Genomic DNA, 21,130 nt, shown 5'->3' with positions numbered 1-21,130 from the left:
CGACGAGCTGCCAACTGCTCCACCCCGCGTCCGTCGAAGAAAAGATTATATGGCATCTGGTTGCGCAATGCAACACCTGTTTAAAAATACCTTCCAGCGGTGAGCATTGCCGCCTGCCATAACGATTAGATCGCCGGCACGGGGCAGAGGTTCAGCCCTTGCCAGCGCTATCGGTTGTGCGCTGCCACAGCGCGGCTTCGAACTCGAAGCTGTCGCGTTGCTGCAGGTCGTCGCGCTGCCAGATCACGCGATCGCGGCGTACTGTCAGCATCCAGGTGGTGGTGGCCAGCGGCGCCGGGTGGGAGAACGCGCGTGGGGTCAGCACCGCGCCGCAGGGGCCATGCTGGGGATCGCGCACGGAGGTGTAGCGGATCATGCCGAGGCCGGCCTCGCGCGCGATGCGGCCGAAGGCCTGGCAGGGTTCGTGGTGGTCGGGGTCGGTCCAAGTTGGGTGGTCCTGGTCGAACGGCGGTGTGTCCAGCGCCACGCCCCAGGTGTCGACGCGCACTTCGAACAGCGTCTGCGCACGGGCATCGATGCGCGGCAGCGCGGGGCTGTCGTTGAGGAAGCGCCAGCGCCAGTAGCCGAGTTCGGCGCAGGCGGTGCGGATCTCGTTGGCGCCGTAGAACACGCCCGGGTCCTGGCTGGCGCGAAAGCGCGAGCCCCAGGGCGAGGGAGGATAGCGGAACGGGGTGAACAGCAGGTAGTGCAGGTGGCGTGCCTCGGCGGGCACGGCGGGTTTGCCGGCGTCGAGCACGGCTTCCAGCACAGCCTGTTCTTCCAGGCTGTCGACCAGCGGCATGGTGGATACGACGTGCTGGGCCTCCACCGCCCGCCACAGCGTGAGCGCGAACTGCCGGCGCTCAGATGCGACCGCGGGTGGCGTCCAGGTAGTGAACGACACGGACCAGACCTTCCGTTGTGCGGATCATTTCAAGGGGCTTGCCGCCCAGCGCGAGGTTTTCATTGGTCAGCCACAGGCGGGCCTGGTCGCCGTGGCCCAGGATGGCATCGAGCGATCGGAACAGGCGCACGAACAGCACGCCGAATTCCCACTCCTTGCGGTGCGCATCGAGCACATAGCCGCCAGATGCCATGCGCGATACCGATGCGGTGCTGATGCCCAGCACGCTTGCCACCACGGCCTGGCTGATGCCGAGGAAGCCCGCGGCGCGCATCACCGCCTTGGTCAGTGTGGTGCCGGGGTCGGGGCCGCCGGCGGGATCGGTTTCCGGAATCCGCCTGGATTGCATCGCCATCACTCCTGTTTCTTCAGAAATATTATAGGCGATGCATTTCAGAAGGGAAGTGATTGCTGAAAAGACCAGCAAACTGCGGGGGCGGCGTCAGTAGGTCTCGATGTGGAGCCGGCCCTCTGCCTTCATGGCGGTTTCGATCTCCGGCCAGGCGTACCCGGCGCCGGCGCACACCGCTTCAAATGCCTCCAGCACGCCTGCTTCCATGCCCTTCAGTCCGCAGATATAGACATGGCCGTTGGGATCGGCCAGCAGGGCGGCGGCGCTGTCCGCGGCCTCGCGGATCGCGTCCTGCACGTAGCGGCGCGACGCGGCGGGGTCGCGCGAGAAGGCGAAATGGATGTCCAGGAAGTCCCTGGGCAGCTTCAGCAGCGGGCCGAAGTAGGGCAGTTCGTTGGCGTTGCGCGCGCCGAAGAACAGCATCCGGCGCCCGCCGAAGTGCGCCATGTTGCGGCGCATGCGCTCGGTCATGGCGCGCATCGGCGCCGAGCCCGTGCCGGTGCAGATCATCATGATGCTGGCCTCGGCATGGTTGGGCATCAGGAAGGTCGATCCGAACGGGCCCACCACCTGCACGTTGTCGCCCTTGGCCAGGTCGCACAGGTAGCTGGACGCGACGCCCCGCACCGGCTTGCCGTCGTGGTCCTGGTCGACCCGTTTGACCGTCAGCGCCAGGTTGTTGTAGCCCGGGCGCTCGCCATCGCGCGGGCTGGCCACCGAGTACATGCGGATGTAGTGCGGCTTGCCCGACGCATCCGTGCCGGGCGGCACGATGCCGATCGACTGGCCTTCCAGGATCGGGAAGAAGTGCGTGCCGAAATCCAGCACGATATGGTGGATGTCGCTGGACGCGTCGTCGGCGGTCAGCCGGTAGTTGCCGGCCACGGTCGCAGTGACCGGCGCGCGCACGCCATGCAGGTTCACATAGGGATGGGCCGCCGACCACGGCGCACGCGGCGAAGTGTGGCGGCTGGTTTCCACGGACTGGATGGCGGCGTCGGGCGCGGCGCCGGTTGCCGTGCCGCTGCCGAGGGTGGCCTGCGGCGCCTCGCCCAGGTCGGCCAGTTCCGGCAGCGGCACCTCGGCCGGCAATTCGTCCCACAGCAGTTGCGCCTCGATCGGGTAGGCCTGGCCGCGCAGCATGGTGCGCCAGTTGTCGATGGCGCCGGTCGGGCAGGGCGACAGGCAGGCGTTGCAGCCGTTGCATACGTCTGCCCTGACCACGTAGTTGCGGTCATCGTGGGTGATGGCATCGATCGGACAGGTGTCCTCGCAGGTATTGCAGCGGATGCAGATTTCCGGATCGATCAGGTGCTGCTTGATGATGTCGGGGGCGCCCATGGCGTGTCTCCGGTGGCTCCTGGCCTGTCCTTGTGGTTCTGGTTCAGTTGAAACGCACGTACTCGAAATCCATCGGCTGGCGGTTGATGCCCACCGCCGGCGGCGCAATCCAGTTGGCGTACTTGCCCGGCTCCACCACGCGGCCCATCAGCGAGGCAACAAAGGCGCGGTCTTCGTCGGTGGCCAGCCACTTGCGTTCGTTGGCCTTCCACTCGGCTTCGGCAATCAGCTGGCCCTCGGGCGAGACGTGCACATTGGCCAGCGTGCCGATCTTGCGGTTGAAGGCCTTGTGCGGCACGGTCAGGCGGAACGCGATCCCGGCCTTTTCGATGACCTTGTTCCAGCGCGCCACGCCGCCCGTGCTGTCCTTGATGTAGTCGTCGCGCAGCACCTCATTGAGCGCGTTGAGCATCGGCACCTCGCGCTCGCCCAGGTGGCCGTCGCGCACTTCCAGTACGCGGTAGACATCGCCCTTGAGCACGTGGTCGTCGGCGCGCTTGCCTTCCTCGAAGCGGCCCTTCAGGCCGGCGCTGTAGAAGGTGGCGGCATTGGACGACTGGTCGGCGCCGAACAGGTCGATGGTGACGCTGTAGTGGAAGTTCAGGTAGCGCTGGATGGTCTCCAGGTCGATCACCCCGGCGGCGCGCACTTCGGCGGGGTCTTCGATACCGCGTTCGCGCATCACCTCGCAGGTGCGCTGGATCACGCGCGACACACCGGATTCACCCACGAACATATGGTGCGCTTCCTCGGTCAGCATGAAGCGCGTGGTGCGCGCCAGCGGATCGAAGCCGGATTCGGCCAGCGCGCACAGCTGGAACTTGCCGTCGCGGTCGGTGAAGTAGGTGAACATGAAGAACGCCAGCCAGTCCGGCGTGCGCTCGTTGAAGGCGCCGAGGATGCGCGGGTTGTCCTGGTCGCCGGAGCGGCGCTCCAGCAGCGCCTCGGCTTCCTCGCGGCCGTCGCGGCCGAAATAGCGGTGCAGCAGGTACACCATCGCCCACAGGTGGCGGCCTTCCTCCACATTGACCTGGAACAGGTTGCGCAGGTCGTACAGGCTCGGCGCGGTCAGGCCCAGGTGGCGCTGCTGCTCGACCGAGGCGGGCTCGGTGTCGCCCTGCGTGACGATGATGCGGCGCAGGTTGGCGCGGTGCTCGCCCGGCACGTCCTGCCAGGCGGCTTCGCCCTTGTGCTCGCCGAAGTGGATCCTGCGCTCGGGGTCGGCCGGCTGCAGGAAGATGCCCCAGCGGTAGTCCGGCATCTTGACGTGGTCGAAGTGCGCCCAGCCTGATGGATCGACCGACACCGCAGTGCGCAGGTAGACATCGAAGTTGTGCGAGCCGTCCGGCCCCATGTCGCGCCACCAGTCGAGGAACGCTGGTTGCCAGTGTTCCAGCGCGCGCTGCAGCGCGCGGTCGTCGGACAGGTTGACGTTATTGGGGATCTTCTGGCTGTAGTCGATGCTCACGTGCTGTCTCCTGTGTTGTCTGGTCCAGGGCTGGCGCTTATACGCGGTCCCAGTCGAAGCGTGCCTTGTTGCCACTGCCGAAGACCTTCAGCGCGCCATTCTCGCCGACGGCGTTGGGGCGCTGGAAGATCCAGTTCTGCCACGCGGTCAGGCGGCCGAAGATGCGCGTTTCCATGGTCTCGGCGCCGCCGAAGCGCAGGTTGGCTTCCATCCCGGTCAGTGCATCCGGCGACAGGCTGGCGCGTTCTTCCAGGGCGATGCGGATCTCGTCCTCCCAGTCGATATCGTCGGGCGCGGCGGTGATCAGCCCGAGCGAATCGGCGCTGAGCGCATCCAGCGGCGCGCCGATATGCTCGCGCACCGCGGTGAGCTTGGCCTCGTCGCCATAGAAGCGCGCCGCCAGCCGGGTTTGCCCGTTGGGCATGGGGTAGTGGCCGAAGTTGAGCGCGGAGGCGAACACGCGCGGCGCATCGTCCGGGGCGTCGGGCAGGTGCAGCATGTAGCTGCGGTCGGCGGCCAGCGCCAGTTCCAGCAGCGTGCCGGCAAAGCAGGAATCGGCTTCGATCAGCGCGATCAGGCTGCGCGACGACACATCCAGCCGTGCCAGCGTGCGGCGCAGCATGCCGATGGTCTCGCGCACGAACCAGTGGCCGGCATGCGCCTGCAGCAGCGCATCGGCGGCCAGCACCGCGGCCGGGTCGCCATCGGTCTTGAGCACCCAGATGCCGATATCCAGGTGGTTGGCGCGCAGCGTCAGGATGGCGTCGTCGAGTTCGCGCGCCATCTTCAGCGGCCACCATTGCGCGCCGGCCGCGACCACCCCGGCGAGATCCGCGGGCTGGTGCTTGTCGGGCCCGAATACGGTCAGCGTGGCCTTGCGCGCGGCGGGATCGACATGCACGCGCACGGTCTCGTAGCGGTAGCCGTCGGGCTCGATGGTGCGCGACAGCGGCGTCAGCGTGATGCCGTGGTGGCCCTGTGGCCGGTCGCTGGTGGCCGCCAGCGCCGCCGCGCGCTCGGCGATATGCTCGGCAAAGCGTGCCGGCTTGACCACTTCGTCAACCAGCTTCCAGTCCTTGGCGCGCTGGCCGCGCACGCCTTCCGTGGTGGTGCAGAAGATGTCCGCGTGGTCGCGGCGCACGTGGCGCTTGTCGGTCACGCGGGTCAGGCCGCCGGTGCCGGGCAGCACGCCCAGCAGCGGCACCTCGGGCAGGCTTACCGCGGACGAGCGGTCATCAACCAGCACGATCTCGTCGCAAGCCAGCGCCAGTTCATAGCCGCCGCCGGCGGTGGTGCCGTTGCAGGCGGCGATGAACTTCAGCCCCGAGTGCCGGCTGGCATCCTCGATGGCATTGCGGGTCTCGTTGGTGAACTTGCAGAAATTGACCTTCCACGCATGCGACGACAGCCCCAGCATGAAGATATTGGCGCCCGAGCAGAAGATGCGGTCGCGCGCGCTGGTCAGCACCACGGTGCGCACTTCGGGGTGCTCGAAGCGGATGCGCTGCAGCGCGTCGTGCAGTTCGATATCGACGCCAAGGTCGTAGGAATTGAGCTTCAGCGCGTAGCCGGGGCGCAGTCCGCCTTCCTCGTCGACGTCCATCGCCAGCGTGGCGACGGGGCCGTCGAAACTCAGTTTCCAGTGGTGGTACTGGTCGGGATGGCGCTCGAAGGTGACGGGTGCGGGCGCGTCTGACGAGGCGGTTGCCTGGTCAGGGCGCAGTGGGGCGGTTGCCGGCGCGGACATGGCTGTCTCCTGAATGCACTATAGTGCCTTGCGGCTTTTGATGAAATATAGTGCATGGAATCGGCTGGCGCAATGTCTTTGTCAGGCGCGCGGCCGGCGGGGGTAGTCAGGCGCCGGCGGCCTGCAGCTGGGCGTGCAACTGTTGCAGCGAGGCGGCGGCGTCCTTGCCGCTGGTGTCGATCGAGATATCGGCGCGGTCGTAGAGCGGCGCGCGTGCCTGCAGGATGCGGCGCAGGTCGGCCATGGCCTCGCGGTTGCCTTCCATCGGCCGCATGTCGCCCTGGGCCACCACGCGCGCCATGTGCTCCTCAGGCGAGGTGCGCACCCAGATGGTGTAGCACTGCGACAGCAGCAGGTTGAAGGTGGCGGGTTCGGAGACCAGGCTGCCCGGCGTGGCCAGCACCAGGCGGTCGTGCTCGCGCAGGGTGCGCTCCAGTGCGCGCATTTCATAGCGGCGGTAGGCCGCCTGGCCGTAGAGCGAATGGATTTCCGACAGGCTGGCGCCGGCTTCCTGCTCGATCACGGTGTTCAGTTCGACAAAGGGCACGTCCCTGGCCGCAGCCAGCGCGCGGCCCAGGGTCGACTTGCCGGCGCCGCGCAGGCCGATCAGCGCGATACGGCGGTGGCGCGCATCGCCGGATTCCGCGGGGGACAGTGCGTGGCGGCAGGCTTCACGCACGCGCGCCAGGTCGCCCGCGGGCAACTGCGCCAGCCATTGCACCATCTGCGCAAACTCGGTGGCCTGCTCGCCGTTGAGGCCGTCCACTTCGGCCAGCACCACCGGCAGCGGCACGTCGAGCGCGCGCGCCACCTGGCGCAGCAGCAGCACCGACGCATTGCCGGTGCCGGTTTCCAGGTTGGCCAGGTAGCGCTCGGACACGCCGGCGCCGCGCGCCAGGTCCTTGCGCGACATGCCGCGCGAGGCGCGCAGCGAGCGGATGCGCTCGCCCAGCAGCGTCAGGTAGGGGTCGCGCTCGGCGTTGGCGGCTGCGGCGGGCGCATCCCCGGCAGGGCGCGCGTCGGCTTCGGTCTCGTTGGCGGGCAGCGGGGCGGGATCGCGGCGCATGGTGGTGGTTTCGGGTTGACCGGCAGGAAAAGCAAGGGCGCATTATACGAGCAGCCTTGGTGCGCCAAGTGACGCGGCAGGCAGTCGGTTCGATAAAGCCTGTCCTATAGTGCATCCCCTCGCTTGCATAATAGTTGATATGAAATAAAATGCATCAACTAGCGGATGCCGGCATGCACATTGGCGGACATCGGCAAGCAGAACAGCGACTGGACTGACGTTGGCGCGGCGCCCATGGCCCCCGCGGCGCGACACCAAGGAGTGGAGACAATGACGCCCCCCAATACCGCCGCCGGCATGCCAGCGGCAGCATCGCCCGTGCCGCCGGCTGTTCCACCCGCCACCGATGCCGTCGCGGCACTGCCCACCTGCTACAACGCTGCCGAGGACCTGCTGTCGCGCAATCTCGAGGCCGGGCGCGGGGCCAAGACAGCCTACATCGACGACACCACCTCGCTGACTTATGCCGAGCTCGATGCCCGCGCCCGCCGCTTTGCCGGCGCGCTGCGCGACGCGGGCTTGCGCCAGGAAGAGCGGCTGCTGCTGTGCGCGCTCGATACCATTGATTTCCCCACGGTATTTCTCGGCTGCCTGCTGGCGGGCGTGGTGCCGGTGGCGGTCAATACCCTGCTGACCGCGGACGATTACGCCTACATGCTTGGCCACAGCGGCGCGCGCGCCGTGGTGGTGTCGGAGCCGCTGCTGCCGGTGATGAAGGCCGCCATCGAGAAGAGCGGGCTGGCGCCGATGGTGATCCAGGCGGCGCCGCATGCCGATGGCGCGCCGGCGTGCAGCGTGGGCGCGATGCTGGCGCGCACGCGTTCTGCCGCGCAGGCCGTGCGCAGCGGCCCGGACGACATGGCGTTCTGGCTGTATTCGTCGGGCTCGACCGGACGGCCCAAGGGCACCGTGCACACGCATGGCAACCTGTTCCATACGGCTGACCTGTATGCCCGCCAAGTGCTGGGCATCCGAGAGGACGACGTGGTGTTCTCGGCCGCCAAGCTGTTCTTTGCCTACGGGCTGGGCAATGCGCTGACCTTTCCGATGTCGGTCGGCGCCACCACCGTGCTGATGGCCGAGCGGCCCACGCCGGCGGCCGTGTTCAGGCGGCTGCGCGAGCAGCGGCCCACGGTGTTCTGCGGCGTGCCCACGCTGTTTGCGGGCATGTTGGCGGCGCCTGAGCTGCCGCCGCGCGCCGAGGTGGCGTTGCGTGTATGCACCTCCGCCGGCGAGGCCCTGCCGCGCGATATCGGCGAACGTTTCCTGGCGCATTTCGGCTGCGACATCCTGGATGGCATCGGCTCCACCGAGATGCTGCATATCTTCCTGTCGAACCGGCCAGGTGCGGTGCGCTATGGCACCACTGGCAAGCCGGTGCCTGGCTACGCGCTGAAGCTGCTGGACGAGCGCGGCGAGCCGTGCGCGCCCGGCGAGATCGGCGAACTCTTTATCAAGGGCCCCAGTGCCGCGCTGATGTACTGGTGCAACCGCGACAAGAGCCGCGATACCTTTGTCGGGGAATGGACGCGCAGCGGCGACAAGTACCTGTGCGATGCCGATGGCTACTACACCTATGCCGGCCGCAGCGACGACATGCTCAAGGTCGGCGGCATCTACGTGTCGCCGTTCGAGGTCGAGGCCGCGCTGGCGCAGCACCCGGCGGTCCTGGAGGCGGCGGTGATCGGCGTCACGGATGCCGACGAACTGGTCAAGCCCAAGGCCTTCGTCGTGCTGCGGCCCGGCCAGCAATGGCATGACGGCATGGCGGCGGAGCTGCAGGCTTTTATCAAGTCACGTCTCGCGCCGTACAAGTACCCGCGCCAGATCGAATGCGTGCCCGAACTGCCCAAGACCGCGACCGGCAAGATCCAGCGCTTCCGCCTGCGCCAGCGCGAGCAAGCCGCGCGGGAGGCGGCGCAATGATGCGCCCGTAGCCGCCGGTCACCCCTTCTGAGCCGATGCAAGACAACAACGTGCCCATGCAAAGCAGCCTGGTGGAAATTTCCTTCGACAAGCGCCGTATCCGGATCGAGTACCAGTGGCTGCGGCCCGAACGCGCGCAGCGCCCTCTGGTGGTGTTCCTGCACGAGGGGCTGGGCTCGGTCAGCATGTGGCGCGATTTTCCGCGCGAATTTTGCGAGGCCGGCGACTATCGCGGCCTGGTGTTCTCGCGCTACGGCTACGGACGTTCGACGCCGCGGCCACATGACGAAAAATGGCGTCCCGACTTCATGCATCGCCAGGCGCGCGAGGTGCTGCCCACTCTGTTCGATGCGCTCGACATCGGTCCCGGCCGCACGCACGGCATGCCCTGGCTGCTGGGCCACAGCGACGGCGGCTCGATCGCGCTGATCCACGCTGCCAGCTTTCCACAGGCGGTTGCCGGCATCACCGTGCTGGCGCCGCATATCGTGGTCGAAGATCTGTCGGTGCGCAGCATCGCGGACACGCGCCAGGCCTACCTGGAGACCGACCTGCGCCAGCGGCTGGCGCGCCATCATGACGACGTCGATTCGGCCTTCTGGGGCTGGAACGATATCTGGCTCGACCCCGAATTCCGCCAGTGGGACCTGCGTCCGCTGCTGTCCGGGCTGCGCTGCCCGGTGCTGGCGGTGCAGGGCGAGGACGACGAGTACGGCACCATGGCGCAGATCGAGGGTATCCATCGATATGCCCCCCAGACCACCTTGCTTAAACTCGCGCGATGCGGGCACTCGCCACATCGGGACCAAAAAGAACCGTTGACGCTGGCTGCCGTTCGGCATATAAATCTGCATACTTCAAACCTAAAATAATTCGGCTTCCCGCCTGTTGCGAAGGGTCCTCACGGCGCATGCGCCAGTGCGGGACATGGCAAGGGCAGGGGTGACCGGCAACGGTCCAGCGAGCCACCGGCTTGACCACCAGGAGACACCATGCGTCGCTTCACCTCGCGCAGGCTTGCGCCTGCCTGCCTTGCCGTCGCCACCGTCTTTGCCATGGCCGGCGCGTCCGCGCAGCCGGCGGCCCCCGCACCCGCTGCGCCAGGGGGAAAGATCAAGGTCGGCTTCATGCTGCCGTACACCGGCACCTACGCGGCCCTCGGTACGGCCATCGAGAACGGCTTCCGCATGTACGTGCAGCAGCAGGGCGGCAAGCTCGGCGGTCGCGACATCGAGTACTTCAAGGTCGACGATGAATCCGATCCGGCCAAGGCGCCGGAGAACGCCACCAAGCTGGTCAAGCGCGACCAGGTCGACGTGGTGGTCGGCACGGTGCATTCGGGCGTGCAGATGGGCATCGTCAAGGTGGCCAAGGAGAACAACACGCTGCTGATCATCCCCAATGCCGGCGTGGATGAGGCCACCGGTCCGCTGTGCGGCCCCAATATCTTCCGCACCTCGTTCTCAAACTGGCAGCCGGGCTACGCCATGGGCCAGGTGCTGGGCGAGCGCGGCCTGAAGAAGGTGGTGACGCTGACCTGGAAGTACGCCGCCGGCGAACAGTCTGTGAAGGGCTTCAAGGAAGCGTTCGAGGCCAAGGGCGGCAAGGTGGTGAAGGAACTGAACCTGCCGTTCCCCAATGTCGAGTTCCAGGCGCTGATCACCGAAGTGGCGTCGCTCAAGCCTGACGCCGTGTTCGTGTTCTTTGCCGGCGGCGGCGCGGTCAAGTTCGTCAAGGACTGGGCTGCGGCGGGGCTCAAGGACAAGATCCCGCTGTACGGCTCGGGCTTCCTGACCGATGGCACGCTCGAAGCACAGGGCAACGCCGCGCAGGGGCTGGAAACCACGCTGCATTACGCCGATGGCCTGACCAACCCGCGCGACAAGAACTTCCGCCTGGACTACGCCAAGACCTACAAGCTGCAGCCCGACGTGTACGCGGTGCAGGGCTACGATGCCGCCCAGCTGCTGGCGGCCGGCGCCACGGCGGTGAAGGGCGACATGACGCGCAAGGCCGACCTGTACAAGGCCATGGGCGCGGCCAGGATCGACAGCCCGCGCGGCGCCTTCACGCTGTCCAAGGCGCATAACCCGGTGCAGGACTTCTACCTGCGCAAGGTGGACGGGCGCGAGAACAAGGTCAGCTCGGTGGCGGTGAAGGCGCTGGCTGATCCTGCGCGCGGCTGCCGGCTTTAATTCGCAGCGGAGTGAGCCAGTGATCGCTTCCGACACCTCGGGTTTTCTCCCCTCTCCCGCGTGCGGGAGAGGGGCGGGGGGGAGGGCGGGCGCTTGCCGGAGCCACGGTGCTGAAAAAAACCGTTGGCTCCGCTTGATGTGGCGCCTTGCTAGACCACCCCTCACCCCAACCCTCTCCCCATGAGGGGAGAGGGAGAACACCTTGCTGAGGCTAGCTCGGGCGCTGCTGGAGCACCCAACACCGTCGACTCTGCCCGTAACCAGCTGAACTTCCATTCCGCATGGATATCGTCTCCTTCCTGATCCAGTGCCTGAACAGCGTGCAGTACGGCCTGCTGCTGTTCCTGGTGGCCAGCGGCCTGACGCTGATCTTCGGCATCATGGGCGTGATCAACCTCGCCCACGGCAGCTTCTACATGCTGGGCGCCTACCTGGCCTTCACGCTCGCCGGCCTGACCGGCAACCTGTTTATCGCCATCCCGCTCGGCATCGTGCTGGCGGTGGCATTCGGCTACGTGCTGGAATGGGCCTTCTTCAGCTACTTGTATGAGCGCGACCACCTGCAGCAGGTGCTGATGACCTACGGGCTGATCCTGGTGTTCGAGGAATTGCGCAGCATCCTGGTCGGCGATGACGTGCACGGCGTGCAGGTGCCTGCGCTGCTGGATGGCGCGTTGGCGATCGGCAACGACATGACCTATCCGGTGTACCGCCTCTTTATCTCCGCGGTATGCCTGGTGGTGGCGCTGGCGATGTACTACGTGATCCGGCGCACCCGGCTGGGCATGATGATCCGCGCCGGCGCCACCAACCGCGAGATGGTGCAGTCGCTGGGCATCAACATCACGGTGCTGTACCGTTTCGTGTTCGCGCTGGGCGTGGCGCTGGCAGTGCTGGCCGGCATGATCGCCGCGCCGGTGTCGTCGGTCTATCCGGGCATGGGCGCGCAGGTGCTGATCGTCTGCTTCGTGGTGGTGGTGATCGGCGGCATCGGCTCGGTCAAGGGCGCGCTGGTGGCATCGCTGCTGCTGGGCTTCGTCGATACCTTCGGCAAGGTGTTCTGGCAGGAGGCGGCCGGCGTGCTGATCTACCTGCTGATGGCGGTGATCCTGCTGTGGAAGCCGCAGGGGCTGTTCAAGGCAGGATGACATGAACCCGACGACATTGCCGGCGCGCCGGCACTCCTTGCGCAACGCCACGCTGGCCACCGGGCTGGGCTGGCTGGTGGCGTTCGCGGTGCTGGCGGCACTGCCGCTGCTGCTGACCGCGGACAGCAACAAGTTCTACATCGAGCTGCTCAGCAAGGTGATGATCATGGCGATCTTCGCGCTGTCGCTGCAGCTGCTGATCGGCTACACCGGGCTGGTCAGCCTGGGCCATGCCGCGTACTTCGCGATGGCGGCGTATGCCACCGCAATCCTGGCGCCGCAGGCCGGCCCGGGCAACGGCTGGCTACTGCTGGCTGGTGCGCTGACGGCATCGGCCCTGCTGGCGCTGGTGGTGGGGGCGCTGGTGCTGCGCACCCGCGGCGTGTATTTCATCATGGTGACGCTGGCGTTCGCGCAGATGGTGTATTTCGTCTTCCACGACACCAAGATCGCGGGCGGCAGCGACGGCACCTATATCTACTTCCGGCCGGAATTCCCGGTGCCTGGCGAGCACCTGCTGACGGTCAACGATCCCACGCATTTCTACTGGCTGGTATGGACCGGGCTGGTGCTGACAGTGGCGGTGCTGGCGCTGGTGCTGCGCTCGCGCTTCGGGCACGCGCTGGTCGGCATCCGCCACAACGAGCAGCGCATGCGCGCGGCCGGCTACGCCACCTACCGCTACCAGCTTGGCGCCTTTGTCGCGGGCGGGCTGCTGGCGGGGCTGGCCGGATTTCTGTATGCGATCCAGTTTGGCTTCGTCAATCCGGAGATCGCGTCGTGGCACCAGTCCGGCAACGCCATGCTGATGGTGATCCTGGGCGGCGTGGGCAGCCTGGCCGGCGCGGTGCTGGGCGCGTTCTCGTTCGTGCTGCTGGCGGAGTGGTTCAGCACCCTGACCAAGCACTGGCAGCTGCTGATGGGCGGCTTCATCATCGTTGCGGTAGCGCTGCTGCCGCGCGGGCTGGTCAGCCTGCCGTCGGTGTTGCGGCACGGTCGCCGCGGACGCCGCAATGGCGATGCCGGCACCGGCACGGATGAGGCCGCGGGCACTGCGGACAGCCGCCGCGAAGGGCGCCGCAATACGGAGGCCGCATGACATCGCAAGGAACCCCGATCCTGCAGGCGCAGCAACTGACCCGGCGCTTCGGCGGCCTGACCGCCGTGGCGGGCGTCGACCTGTCGTTGTCACTGCATGAGATCCATGCCGTGATCGGCACCAACGGCGCGGGCAAGTCCACGCTGATCAATATGCTGTCCGGCGAACTGCCGCCGTCGTCCGGCCGCCTGCACCTGAAGGGCGAGGACGTGACCGGCTGGTCGCAGCCGCGGCTGGCGCGCCATGGGGTGGGGCGCAGCTACCAGCGCAACAATATCTTCCTGCCACTGACGGTGCGCGAAAACTGCCGGCTGGCCGCGCAGTCGCGCGCGCAGCGCGCGTGGCGGCTGTGGGAAAGCGCCCAGGGCTGCCGCACCAGCGCCACGCTTGCCGACGAGGCCCTGGAGCGGGCCGGCCTGGCGTCGCTGGCGGACCGGCTTGCCAGCGACCTGGCCCATGGCCAGAAGCGGCAGCTGGAAGTGGCAATGTGCTTGGCCACGCAGCCGGTCGCATTGCTGCTGGACGAGCCGCTGGCCGGCATGGGCGCGGAAGAGTCGGCGCGGATGCTGGCGCTGCTGCGCGGCCTGCGCGAGGGCCACGCCATCCTGCTGGTCGAGCATGACATGGACGCGGTGTTCTCGGTCGCCGACCGCATCACCGTGATGGTCAACGGCGCCGTGATTGCCACGGGCAGCCCCGAGGCGATCCGGACCAACCATGAGGTCCAGGTCGCCTACCTGGGCGAGGAAGAGAGCGAGGCCGCATGAATGCACCGATCCATTCGCCGATGATCGAGGCCACCGGCATCAACGCCTGGTATGGCTCCAGCCACGTGCTGCGCGACGTCGACTTCACCGTGGGCGTGGGCGAAACGGTCGGGCTGCTGGGCCGCAACGGCATGGGCAAGAGCACGCTGCTGCGCACGCTGCTGGGCCATGTGCGCCAGCGCCAGGGGCAGATCCGCGTGGCCGGCCGCGACGTCTCGCGCGCGCAGCCGTTCGAGGTGGCGCGCCTGGGCGTGGCCTACGTGCCGGAGGGCCGCGGCATCTTCCCCAGCCTGTCGGTGCGCGAAAACCTGCTGATGGCCGCGCGCAAGGGCTGCAGCGGCCGCAACGACTGGGACGAGGCGCGCGTGCTCGACCTGTTCCCGCGGCTGAAGGAGCGCCTGTCCCATGGCGGCCAGCAACTGTCCGGCGGCGAGCAGCAGATGCTGTCCATCGGCCGCGCGCTGATGACCAATCCCGACTGCCTGGTGCTGGACGAGGCCACCGAAGGGCTGGCCCCGCGCATCGTGCGCGAGATCTGGGAGGTCATCGCCACCGTGCGCGGCACCGGCATCGCCTCGGTCGTGGTCGACCGCAATTTCCGCTCGGTGCTGGCGCACGCCGACCGTGCCGTGGTTCTGGAGAAGGGCCGGGTGGTGATGGCTGGCCCCGCATCGGACCTTGCCGGCAAGCCCGAAGCCCTGGACCGCTACCTGGGTGTTTGAGGTTGAAAGCGCCGCATAAGGCGCTTATGTTGTCCTGCCGCAACGCTGCTTGCGGGCGCAAGGACCCGCTGTTTTGCTCTCCCAGGGCTTGACCATCTGCCGCTTCCCTCCCATCCTTGCGAAGTCACGAAAGCGGCATCCCTGTTTGCCGCAGTGGTCGATAGTCGACAGTTCATCTAGAATTGCGCGCGTTTGTGCAATGCAATAAGTACCGCGAGAAGAACCGGAAACGGGCGCAGCAAGCTGTTGCGCTGGATGGGACCGGACCGCGGCAGAGCCAACAAACCTGCCGGCGACCTGGTCGAGCAGACCCAATTTCATGACCCAATCCACAACCAGCCATTATTTTGTCGAGAGCCCGAGCACGCGCGCCCTGGTGCTCGGCGCGGTAGGCGTCGTCTTCGGCGACATCGGCACCAGCCCGCTGTACGCCCTCAAGGAGTGCTTCAGCAAGGAGCACGGCATCATGTTCAGCCCGGAGGCCGTGCTGGGCATCATCTCGATGCTGTTCTGGGCCATGATCATCGTGGTCTCGATCAAGTACGTGGTCTTCGTGATGCGGGCCGACAACGACGGCGAAGGCGGTGTGCTGGCGCTGATGGCACTGGTGCTGCGCACCGTGGCGCCACGCTCGGGCAAGGCCAGGGTGCTGATGATGCTGGGCATCTTCGGCGCCTGCATGTTCTACGGCGACGCGGTCATCACGCCGGCGATCTCGGTGCTGTCGGCGGTGGAAGGGCTGGAGATCGCCGCGCCGCAACTGTCGCAGTTCGTGATACCGATCACGCTGGTGATCCTGGCGGCGCTGTTTCTGATCCAGCGTCACGGCACCGCCACCATGGGCAAGCTGTTCGGGCCGATCATGACCGCCTGGTTCTTGGCGCTGGGTGCGCTGGGGATCTACCAGCTGGTGCAGGCGCCTGAAATCCTGAAGGCGGTCAACCCGTACTATGCGATCACTTTCCTGGTGGAGCATGCGCTGCAGGCCTTTATCGTGCTGGGCTCGGTATTCCTGGTGCTGACCGGGGCCGAGGCGCTGTACGTCGACATGGGTCACTTCGGCGCGCGCCCGATCCGCATCGGCTGGTTTGTGCTGGTGATGCCCTGCCTGATGCTGAACTACTTCGGCCAGGGCGCGATGCTGCTGCACAACCCGGCCGGCGCCGAGAACCCGTTCTACCTGATGGTGCCCGAGCTGCTGCAGATCCCGATGGTGCTGCTCGCCACCTGCGCCACCGTGATCGCCTCGCAGGCCGTGATCTCCGGCGCATTCTCGCTGACCAGCCAGGCGATCCAGCTGGGCTTCCTGCCGCGCATGCGCGTGCGCTACACCTCGGCCGCCGAGATCGGCCAGATCTATCTGCCGGTGATCAACTGGCTGCTGCTGGTGCTGGTGATCGGCGTGGTGATCTCGTTCAAGAAGTCCGAGAACCTGGCCGCCGCCTACGGCATCGCCGTGACCACCACCATGGTCATCACCACCATCCTGGCCGCGGTATGCATGCGCAACGTCTGGAAGTGGAACCCCGCGCTGGTCGCGGTGGTGGGGCTGGGCTTCATTCTGGTGGACCTGGCGTTCTTTGCCGCCAACCTGCTCAAGGTTGCCGAGGGCGGCTGGTTCCCGCTGCTGCTGGGCAGCGCGACGTTCTTCCTGCTGATGACCTGGTACAGCGGCCGCAAGCTGCTGCGCGCGCGCAGCCTGGAAGACGGCATTCCGCTGGAACCCTTTATCGCCGGGCTGCTGGCGCACCCGCCGCACCGCGTCGAGGGCACCGCGGTGTTCCTGACCGGCAATACCGAGGCCGTGCCGGTATCGCTGCTGCACAACCTGAAGCACAACCGCGTGATGCATGAGCGCGTGGTGTTCCTGACCTTCGTCACGCGTGACATCCCCTACGTGGACGACGACCAGCGTGTGAGCAGCAAGGACCTCGGCGGCGGCGTCTTTATCCTGAAGTCCGAATACGGCTTCAAGGAAACGCCCGATGTGCAGAGGGTGCTGGACCTGGCCGACCGCAAGCTTGGCATGCACTTCGAGCTGATGGAGACCTCCTTCTTCATCGCGCGTGAATCGGTGATTCCGTCCAAGCTGCCGGGTATGCCGATGTGGCGCGAGAGTCTGTTCGCCTGGATGCACCAGAACGGCGCCAAGCCGTCGGACTTCTTCCAGATCCCGGCCAACCGGGTGGTGGAGTTGGGCACCAAGGTAGAGATCTGAACGCGCGGGCCCCGGCGCCCGCTTCCGTCGAGCCTCAGCAACCCCCGGGCGCGCCGCCAGGCGACCCGGGGGTTTTGCCTTCTGCGCGGTCGCCGCCTGCCTGCGATGCGCCACCCGCAGCCCGTCCCTCGGGGCGCTTGTCCCGGGAAGTCGCGCATTGCTGACGCCGACCCGGGACACCGGCCTCATGCGTGCGCACCGCCCCTCGCCAGACAATGCAACCCTCAGCTTGTCACTGACCGCCTTCATGGCGGTCCCTTCCAGAAGGAGCCTGTGCCATGTGCGCGTTGCAGCAGTGGTCTCGCCAGTCCAGCCGGCATGCCGACGGTACCCGTCGCATCCGTCGGCTGCGACGGGCGCTGCCGCCGTGGCTGCCACCGCTGCTGCCGGCGCTCCTGCTGCTCTACGTCTTCTGTCATTCACATGCGAACTGGGAATCGTGCCTCGCCTCACTGCGTGAGCTGAATCACGATCACGGCGCGCCGGCGCGCGAGCTGGGACGCGCGTTGTCGCTGGCGCGCTCCCTGCGCGGACGCCAGGCACCGGATCCGGCTGCCTGGCACGCCGCGGTGCGGCTGGCCGCCGACCGGGGGTCGGCGTGCCTGGCGGCACTCGGGTGCAGTCCGGCGCGGCTGCTGCCGTCGCTAGCAGCGCTGTTCGCGATGCTCGCATGGCTGCACTGACGCAGGGCGGCCGCTTCCCTGCATCCGCATACCACTGATCCAGGAGTCAGGCGCTGCGCCGCTGCCATGATGGGATGGCAGCCGGCCTGCGCCAGGCAACGGCTGGCACGGCTCGAGGCGATCCCGTGCGGCCCGTGCCGTTTTATAGCCGATCGCCCGCATGAGGCGTGCTGTCGCGGCAATGCCGCCGGCATCCCTGTTGGAGATAGCAATGCATAAGAATTTTGCCAAGACCCTGCTTGCCACTGTCGCACTCGCCGCCGGGTTCAGTCATGCCGCCCACGCCGGTGCATATGGCGAAGCACTGGCTGCTGCCGTGCCGCGCCACAACGCGCAGCGCGACGCCTTCACGGAGGGTGCGCGNCAGGGGGGGTGCGCGCAGCCCGGCCGCCGAGGCCGCGATGCGGCCCGTGGCGGCGCGCGGCAGCATGTCAGTGTGCGTGGTCCGTGGCTTTGATCCGAACCGGGATGCGATGCGCAAGCCTGATCCGTACACGGATGGCGCGCGCATGGGAAGCTTCGATCCCTTTACCGAGGGGACGCGCATCAGTTCTCGCGATGGTTTCAGCGACGGCGCGCGCAGCGATGCACGCGGCAGCGAGGAATGCCTGTCCTGAGTGATCGACGGCGCTTTTGCGCCGCCCATCCTTTGCCTAAGCTAGGGAAGTCACGCGGCGCGCCCGCATGGCGGCCGCGGCCCGCGGCTGCCGGCCGGCCGTCCCAGCACCGCGCGGCCCCGACATGCCGATGTTCAAGCAGCAGCTTCGCCTGTGCACCAGCCGCGATGGCGTTCGCCTTGCCTACGCCATCACGGGCTGCGGCGCGCCGCTGGTCAAGGCGGCCAACTGGATGAGCCACCTGGAGTTCGACGTCGGCAGCCCGGTGTGGAGCCACATGATCACGGCGCTGTCCGCCACGCATACGCTGATCCGCTATGACGAACGCGGCTGCGGGCTCTCTGACCGGGAGATCGAGGACCTGTCCTTCGATGCCTGGCTGCGCGACCTGGAGACCATCGTCGACGCCACCGGGGTCAACCATTTTCCGCTGCTGGGTATCTCGCAGGGCGCATCGATTGCCGTCGCCTACGCGGTCGCGCATCCCGAGCGGGTCAGCCACCTGGTGCTGCATGGCGGCTACGCGCGCGGGCGCCTGAAGCGCGACAACCTGAGCCAGCGCCTGCTGGAAGAGGCCGAGCTGATGAACAAGCTCGCCGAGCTTGGCTGGGGCCAGGAGAACCCCGCCTTTCGCCAGTTCTTCACCACCCAGTTCATCCCCGGCGGCACGGCCGAGCAGCATGCATGGTTCAACGAGCTGGAGCGGGTCTCTACCTCGCCGCTGAACGCCGCACGCTTCATGCGCGTATTCAATGAGATCGACGTGGTGAAGCTGCTGCCGCGGGTATCGTGCCCGACGCTGGTGCTGCACGCGGTGCGCGATGCGCGTGTGCCGTTCGACGAAGGGCGCCTGATCGCCAGCGAGATTCCCGGCGCGCGCTTCGTGCCGCTGGAAAGCGGCAATCACCTGTTGCTGGAAACCGAGCCCGCATGGTTCCGCTGGCTGGACGAGGTGCGCGCGTTCCTGCCGGCTGGGGAGCCAGTGCGCGACCCAGCCTTCACCGCGCTGACCCGGCGCGAGCGCGATATCGTCGAACTGATCGCGCAGGGCCGCGACAACGCCCAGATTGCCGCCCACCTGGACCTGTGCGAGAAGACCGTGCGCAACCACATCACCAGCATCTTCGCCAAGCTGGAAGTGGAAAACCGCGCGCAGGCGATCGTGCTGGCGCGCAAGGCGGGCTTTGATCGCGCCGGCGCCTGAAATCGCGGACCGAGGCTGTGACGCGGCCGATACCTGCCAGCGTCCGATTCTCCCGCTATCCGCCCCCCTTGAAATCCGCGCGGGACAGCACTAATTATGGATTGCCCAGTCGTCGCGGCAACGCGGCGCTGCGTGTTTTCCGTTGGTTTGCAGCGGCCTGGCAGGAGACCAGGTGCACTAAATCAGGGTCCTGCGCCTCCCCGCTGCATAGAAGGAGGATCTAACCATGAGTGACTTCTTTTTCGGGACCGACCCGTTCAGTGAATTCGACCGGATGCAACGGCAGATGGCGAATCTCTTCGGCGGGTTTCCAACCAGCCTGCGCTCCGGGCGTTTCGGGGGGTTCCCTCCGCTGAATATCGGCACGACCGATGACTCGGTGGAGATCGTGGTGTTCGCGCCCGGCATCAAGACGGACCAGCTCGAGGTATCGATCGACAAGGGCCTGCTGACCATCAGCGGCGAGCGTGCCCAGGTGCAGCCGGAAGGCGCATCCGAGGTGCGTCCCTATGCGCAGGAGCGCTTCTTCGGCAGCTTCCGCCGCGTGATCGAATTGCCGCAGTCGGCCGATCCCGACAAGGTACAGGCACGCTATACCAACGGCTGCCTGTCGATCAGCGTAGGCAAGCGCGAAGTGTCGCGTCCGCGCGCGATCACCGTCAGCTAACGTGAGGAGGAAGCCATGAGCGATTCGAACCAGGTCGTCCAGCGCGACCAGAACACAAGCGGCCAAGGTGACCAGGGCGCCGTCGCGCAACGCCGCGCGGAAAGCCAGGCCATGACGCTGGTGCCCGCGGTCGATATCTACGAGACCTCCGCCGGGGTCACGCTGTGGGCGGATCTGCCCGGCGTGTCGCGCGAGAACCTCGAGGTCAACGTGCACGACAGCAGCCTGCGCATCGAAGGCGAAGCCGTCGTGCCGACGCCCGCGAGCCTGCGCGTGCAGCTTGCCGAGATTCGGCAGCCGCGCTATGCGCGTACGTTTACGCTCAGCCCGGATCTCGACGCTTCGCGCATCGAGGCCAATCTGCAGGACGGCGTGCTGAAGCTGACGATCCCGCGCAGGGAGGAAGCGAGGCCGCGGCGGATCGAGGTGTCGGTCGGCTGAGGCTGCGGGTGTGCTCCCCTCTCCCGCTTGCGGGAGAGGGGCAGGGGGTGAGGGCAGGCGGGTCAAAGGCTGAGGCTCGTGGGTTAATACCATTGGCCCCGCTTGATGTGGTTCCTTGCTAGCCCACCCCTCACCCCGGTCCCTCTCCCCCTGAGGGGAGAGGGAGTACACCTTGCTTAGGCTAGTTCGGGCGGCTTTGGTGCACCCTTACCCCTGGTTCACCAGCGTCCGCGCCTCCGTCACGTGCGTGCGATACGCTTCGAAGATCCGCCGCAGCGCTGCCTCCATCCCTATCCTCGGTTCCCACCCCAGCTCTTCGATCGTGTTGCCAATCTTCGGCACGCGGTGCTGCACGTCCTGGTAGCCCTTGCCGTAGAAGTCGCCCGATGAGGTCTCGATGATCCGCGTCTTGCGCGCTTCCTCCGCATATTCCGGATAGTCGGCCGCCATCTTCAGCATCATCTCGGCCAGCTCGCGCACCGAGTGGATATTGCCCGGGTTGCCGATGTTGTAGATCTTGCCGCTGGCCACGCCGTTGGGATTCTCGATGATGCGCATCAGCGCG

The 21,130-nt window shown here is 67.0% G+C and carries 18 protein-coding genes and 2 pseudogenes; 13 read left to right on the top strand and 7 right to left on the bottom strand.

What is annotated here, in order from left to right; genetic code table 11:
* Nucleotides 1-151: 151 nt before the first annotated feature.
* The 6 genes from CF68_RS02110 to CF68_RS02085 form a co-directional block, all read right to left on the bottom strand.
* Nucleotides 152-904 carry an RES family NAD+ phosphorylase gene (locus CF68_RS02110; protein ID WP_084187005.1) on the bottom strand — a complete coding sequence of 251 codons (753 nt, stop codon included), beginning with the start codon at nt 902-904 and terminating at the stop codon, nt 152-154.
* Complete coding sequence (locus CF68_RS02105; protein WP_035815700.1) at nt 864-1,253, bottom strand: MbcA/ParS/Xre antitoxin family protein; 390 nt, start codon at nt 1,251-1,253, stop codon at nt 864-866. The genes CF68_RS02110 and CF68_RS02105 overlap by 41 nt, the downstream gene beginning before the upstream one ends.
* A 93-nt stretch (nt 1,254-1,346) precedes the next feature.
* Nucleotides 1,347-2,597: a benzoyl-CoA 2,3-epoxidase subunit BoxA gene (gene boxA, locus CF68_RS02100; RefSeq protein ID WP_035815698.1), complete on the bottom strand. Its 1,251-nt coding sequence runs from the start codon at nt 2,595-2,597 to the stop codon at nt 1,347-1,349.
* A gap of 43 nt (nt 2,598-2,640) precedes the next feature.
* Nucleotides 2,641-4,065: a benzoyl-CoA 2,3-epoxidase subunit BoxB gene (gene boxB, locus CF68_RS02095; RefSeq protein WP_035815697.1), complete on the bottom strand. Its 1,425-nt coding sequence runs from the start codon at nt 4,063-4,065 to the stop codon at nt 2,641-2,643.
* Between the two features lie 37 nt (nt 4,066-4,102).
* Nucleotides 4,103-5,812, bottom strand: a complete 1,710-nt coding sequence (gene boxC, locus CF68_RS02090) for a 2,3-epoxybenzoyl-CoA dihydrolase (protein ID WP_051591362.1) — start codon at nt 5,810-5,812, stop codon at nt 4,103-4,105.
* A 106-nt stretch (nt 5,813-5,918) separates the two neighbouring features.
* Nucleotides 5,919-6,878, bottom strand: a complete 960-nt coding sequence (locus tag CF68_RS02085) for a helix-turn-helix transcriptional regulator (protein WP_035815696.1) — start codon at nt 6,876-6,878, stop codon at nt 5,919-5,921.
* 270 nt (nt 6,879-7,148) lie between these two features.
* Between CF68_RS02085 and CF68_RS02080 the strand changes: the two genes are divergently transcribed.
* The 13 genes and pseudogenes from CF68_RS02080 (at nt 7,149) to CF68_RS02020 (ending at nt 20,565) form a co-directional block, all read left to right on the top strand.
* Nucleotides 7,149-8,804 carry a benzoate-CoA ligase family protein gene (locus tag CF68_RS02080; RefSeq protein ID WP_035815695.1) on the top strand — a complete coding sequence of 552 codons (1,656 nt, stop codon included), beginning with the start codon at nt 7,149-7,151 and terminating at the stop codon, nt 8,802-8,804.
* A 35-nt stretch (nt 8,805-8,839) separates the two neighbouring features.
* On the top strand, nt 8,840-9,676 hold the full coding sequence (locus tag CF68_RS02075) for an alpha/beta fold hydrolase (protein ID WP_035815693.1): 837 nt from the start codon (nt 8,840-8,842) through the stop codon (nt 9,674-9,676).
* A gap of 120 nt (nt 9,677-9,796) precedes the next feature.
* Complete coding sequence (locus CF68_RS02070) at nt 9,797-10,999, top strand: ABC transporter substrate-binding protein (RefSeq protein ID WP_013956428.1); 1,203 nt, start codon at nt 9,797-9,799, stop codon at nt 10,997-10,999.
* Nucleotides 11,000-11,280: 281 nt separating this feature from the next.
* Nucleotides 11,281-12,147, top strand: a complete 867-nt coding sequence (locus tag CF68_RS02065; protein ID WP_011615067.1) for a branched-chain amino acid ABC transporter permease — start codon at nt 11,281-11,283, stop codon at nt 12,145-12,147.
* Between the two features lies 1 nt (nt 12,148).
* Nucleotides 12,149-13,246 (top strand): branched-chain amino acid ABC transporter permease, encoded by a 1,098-nt coding sequence (locus tag CF68_RS02060; protein ID WP_035815690.1) that lies wholly within the window; start codon nt 12,149-12,151, stop codon nt 13,244-13,246.
* Nucleotides 13,243-14,013 carry an ABC transporter ATP-binding protein gene (locus tag CF68_RS02055; protein ID WP_035815688.1) on the top strand — a complete coding sequence of 257 codons (771 nt, stop codon included), beginning with the start codon at nt 13,243-13,245 and terminating at the stop codon, nt 14,011-14,013. The genes CF68_RS02060 and CF68_RS02055 overlap by 4 nt, the downstream gene beginning before the upstream one ends.
* Nucleotides 14,010-14,735, top strand: coding sequence for an ABC transporter ATP-binding protein (locus CF68_RS02050; RefSeq protein WP_035815687.1), 726 nt, complete (start codon nt 14,010-14,012; stop codon nt 14,733-14,735). Before CF68_RS02055 ends, CF68_RS02050 begins: the two co-directional genes overlap by 4 nt.
* A gap of 319 nt (nt 14,736-15,054) precedes the next feature.
* Nucleotides 15,055-16,953 carry a potassium transporter Kup gene (locus tag CF68_RS02045; protein ID WP_035815686.1) on the top strand — a complete coding sequence of 633 codons (1,899 nt, stop codon included), beginning with the start codon at nt 15,055-15,057 and terminating at the stop codon, nt 16,951-16,953.
* A gap of 278 nt (nt 16,954-17,231) precedes the next feature.
* A complete protein-coding gene (locus CF68_RS02040; RefSeq protein ID WP_035815685.1) occupies nt 17,232-17,636 on the top strand; it encodes a hypothetical protein in 405 nt (134 codons plus the stop codon).
* 211 nt (nt 17,637-17,847) lie between these two features.
* Nucleotides 17,848-18,253 (top strand): annotated as a pseudogene (locus CF68_RS02035) (hypothetical protein).
* 67 nt (nt 18,254-18,320) lie between these two features.
* Entirely contained in the window at nt 18,321-19,457 is a 1,137-nt protein-coding gene (locus CF68_RS02030; RefSeq protein ID WP_051591361.1) for an alpha/beta fold hydrolase, read from the top strand.
* Nucleotides 19,458-19,683: 226 nt separating this feature from the next.
* Nucleotides 19,684-20,124, top strand: a complete 441-nt coding sequence (locus CF68_RS02025) for an Hsp20/alpha crystallin family protein (protein WP_035815684.1) — start codon at nt 19,684-19,686, stop codon at nt 20,122-20,124.
* A 15-nt stretch (nt 20,125-20,139) separates the two neighbouring features.
* Nucleotides 20,140-20,565, top strand: coding sequence for an Hsp20/alpha crystallin family protein (locus CF68_RS02020; protein ID WP_035815683.1), 426 nt, complete (start codon nt 20,140-20,142; stop codon nt 20,563-20,565).
* Nucleotides 20,566-20,772: 207 nt separating this feature from the next.
* Here CF68_RS02020 and CF68_RS02015 read toward each other — a convergent pair.
* Nucleotides 20,773-21,130: pseudogene (locus CF68_RS02015) on the bottom strand (bifunctional UDP-4-keto-pentose/UDP-xylose synthase); the annotation flags it as partial.

The sequence above is a fragment of the Cupriavidus sp. SK-4 genome (genome assembly GCF_000611125.1).
In the GTDB taxonomy this organism is placed as follows: Bacteria; Pseudomonadota; Gammaproteobacteria; order Burkholderiales; family Burkholderiaceae; genus Cupriavidus; species Cupriavidus necator.
This window is presented reverse-complemented; position numbering and strand designations above follow the sequence as displayed.